Annotated in this window: 1 protein-coding gene and 1 pseudogene; both read left to right on the top strand. The window is 56.0% G+C overall.

The window, feature by feature from the left end; translation table 11 throughout:
• Window positions 1–158: 158 nt before the first annotated feature.
• Complete coding sequence (locus IQ273_RS32585) at window positions 159–1121, top strand: aldo/keto reductase (RefSeq protein ID WP_194027221.1); 963 nt, start codon at window positions 159–161, stop codon at window positions 1119–1121.
• 228 nt (window positions 1122–1349) lie between these two features.
• Window positions 1350–2412: pseudogene (locus IQ273_RS32580) on the top strand (AI-2E family transporter); the annotation flags it as partial.

The raw sequence follows: 2412 nt of genomic DNA, 5'->3' as shown, positions 1-2412 counted from the left end.
GTGGATGGGTGGATGGGTGAATGGGTGGTTTTGCCTTAAGTTTTTCTATCTTCTCACCTAAACAATAAACAAGTACTATCTTCTGCTCCCGCGATCAAGAGCGTCAGCGGCAACGGCGTTATTATGCGGGTAGCTAAATTCAGGGATGGCGCTTAGGCATGGAAGCTCGCAAGCTGGGTAATACCGACATTGAGATCACGCCGCTGATTTTTGGCACCTGGCAGGCGGGCAAGAGAGGCTGGGTCGGCATTGAAGACCAAGCGGTAATCGACGCTATGCAGGTGGCCCTCGACGCGGGCATTACCACCTTCGACACGGCAGAGGTCTACGGCAGTGGCTACTCCGAAGAACTGGTGGGTAAAGCGCTGGGAGATCGGCGTGACCAGGTGGTTCTGGCTACCAAGGTTTTCGCCAATCACCTCAAGGCCGACCAGGTAATCGAGGCCTGCGAAAATTCGCTGAAGCGAATGCAGACCGAGGTGATCGACCTGTACCAGATCCACTGGCCTGCCGGATCCTTCAATAGCGAAGTGGTGCCTATTGGCGAAACAATGGGGGCGCTGAACCAGCTCAAGGAACAGGGCAAAATTCGCGCGATCGGGGTGTCGAACTTTTCTCAGGCGCAGCTCGAAGAAGCGAGGACCTATGGCCGCATTGACAGCCTACAACCACCTTATTCCCTTTTCTGGCGCGGGGTTGAGACAGAGCTAATGCCCTACTGCGTCGAGAACAATCTCACTATCCTCGCCTATTCCTCGCTGGCCCAGGGGCTGCTAACCGGCAAGTTTGGCCCCGACCATCAGTTTCCTAAAGAAGATATTCGCAGCAAAAACAAGCTGTTTCAGCCGCCGCTCTACGACAAAGCCCAGGCAGCGTTAGAACAATTACACCCGATCGCCGAGCGGTACCACACTGCCCTGGGCAACCTGGCTCTGGCCTGGCTGATCGCCCAGCCGCAGACGACTGCGATCGTGGGGGCGCGTAACGTCGAGCAGGCGGTTGAGAATGCCAAGGCGGCTACCGTCTCGCTATCGCCTGAGGATCTGGCTGAGATCGATGCGATCAGCCGCACCGTGACGGAGCATTTGCCTACGGATCCAGTGATGTGGAACTTCGGCTAATTGGCTGGATGCTTGATGGGGGCTTCGACTACGCTCAGCCACCGATTCGCTCAGCCACCAATTCGCGCAGCCACCAATTCGCGCAGCCACCGATCCGCGCAGCTGCCGATCCACTCAGTCATGGCGTTACCGAGCTGCTGAGTCGCTAGGCTTTTAAGCTTTCTCAGCATCCTATGTCTGACCTACTTTCAGGTAATAGGCTAGGGCAAGTCCTGTATTGAGTTTCCGATGGACCCTAAGGCTTTGGCCTTGCCCCGCTGGCTGCGAAATTCGCTGCTGTTTCCGCTATTTTTCTTGAACGGCTGGCTGTTTACCCTGCTGATCAGTTTTTTGCAGCCCCTGGTCAATATGGTGTTGATTGCCATCATTTTGGCACTGGTGCTCGACTACCCGATGCAGGCTTTGCAGCGGCGCAGCGTACCTCGCTCGATTAGCCTGACGCTGGTGGTGGTGACCGCGATCGCGGCCATTTTCGTCGGCGCTTTTTTTATCCTGCCCTTGCTGGTCACTCAGCTGGGTGACTTTCTCAACCAGCTACCCCAGTGGATGAGCTCGGCCACCGGCCTATTTGAGTGGCTCGACAGCTTGCCCATGGCAGACTCTCTAGGCGTTAGCTTTGACGAAATTCAGACCCAGCTAGCGCGGCAGATGACTGGGGTAATGCGGACCCTGGGCACCACCCTACTGGGGCTGCTAGCGGGCAGCGTGAGCAGCGGTTTTAAGGTGTTTTTTGTGCTGGTGCTGACGGTGTTTATGCTGGTCAAAGGCGAGCGGGCCTGGGCAGGCATTATGAGCTGGCTGTCGCCCTGGTGGCGCGATCGCCTCGAAACCAAGGTGCCCTACAAATTCAAGCGGTTCATTAGTGTACAGGTGATGCTAGCCACTGGCTTTGGCCTGCTGCTGGCGGTGATATTTACCCTAATTCAAGTGCCCCTGGCGCTGATGTTTGCCATGCTGATCGGCATGGGCAGTTTGTTTCCGTTTATGGGGGCGTTTGCCTAGACTGCGGTCAGCCTGTTTGTCATGTTCCACGACCTAGGCACGGGCATTCAAGTGTTTATTATTGCGCTGGTGCTGGTGCAAATTTTAGACGAGGTGATTTTACCCAAGGTGATGGGCGACCTAATCGGCGTCAACCCGATCTGGCTGATTATTTCGGTGTTCATTGGGGCCAGGCTGGGCGGCGTGATGGGCATTCTGGTTGCGGTGCCCATCGCCAGCGTGATCAAAGAAATTGTCATCGATATGATTACTGAAGCTCGAGGCGAGACGACGGCTCCTCCGAGAGACC

The sequence above is a fragment of the Nodosilinea sp. LEGE 07298 genome (assembly GCF_015207265.1).
Taxonomy (GTDB): Bacteria; Cyanobacteriota; Cyanobacteriia; order Phormidesmidales; family Phormidesmidaceae; genus Nodosilinea.
This window is presented reverse-complemented; position numbering and strand designations above follow the sequence as displayed.